1 protein-coding gene and 1 pseudogene are annotated in these 713 nt (G+C 65.5%); one reads left to right on the forward strand and one right to left on the reverse strand.

Translation table 11 applies throughout. From position 1 onward, the window contains the following. Positions 1-325 (forward strand): annotated as a pseudogene (locus EN939_RS36720) (CBS domain-containing protein); the annotation flags it as partial. Positions 326-366: 41 nt separating this feature from the next. Here the strand turns inward: EN939_RS36720 and EN939_RS36725 are convergent. After that, positions 367-713: MFS transporter (locus EN939_RS36725; RefSeq protein WP_206528472.1), on the reverse strand; the 347-nt coding region annotated here is incomplete at its 5' end.

Raw genomic sequence — 713 nt, forward strand, 5'->3', positions numbered from 1 at the left:
GCTCGGCTCTGCCCAGCGGGTCATCGCCGTCGACGCGGGCGACCACTATGTCGGCGTGCTGATCGTGGCCGAACTGCACAGCGATCCTTCCGATGGCGAGGTGCCGGTGCGCGATCTTGCCAAATACAAGGACGCGGTGCTGGTGCCGAGCATGAACGTGCAGGCCGCCGCGGAAACATTCCAGCGCGCCGGCGCCGAAGAACTCGCAGTCGTCGAGGATTTCACCGACCACATCGTCTTGGGGCTTTTGACCGAAGGCCATCTGATGCGGCGCTATGCCGAGGAACTCGACAAGGCGCGCCGGGACCTATCGGGCGAGGGGTGACGGACGGCCAAGCGGGGGCCTGCGACAGTGGTTGCGGAGCCCTAATGCTCGATCGGTCCCTTGGCCATCACAAGCGCTGTGCCCGCGGTCGTCGGGCGTTCGATCATGCGCCGCACGCGGGGCGGTTCGTCGCCGCTGTGCAGGGCCCGCACGCGTTCGCCGATGACGGCGTCGGCATGGGTGATGCGTCCATTGTGCCTGATATATTCGATCCAGGTCGGCGTGTGATAATGCTCGATCCATACGGTGGGATTCTCGAGATCGCGCGCCAGCGTCCAGTTGCGGGCGCCGTCACGACGGCGGATGCGGCCGCGTTCGGCCATGATGGCGAGGAACTCCGGTTCGTCCTCGTGCCGGATCACATACTCGATCATGATGGCGATGGGAC

This window comes from Mesorhizobium sp. M7A.F.Ca.CA.002.05.1.1 (genome assembly GCF_003998335.1).
Lineage (GTDB): Bacteria > Pseudomonadota > Alphaproteobacteria > Rhizobiales > Rhizobiaceae > Mesorhizobium.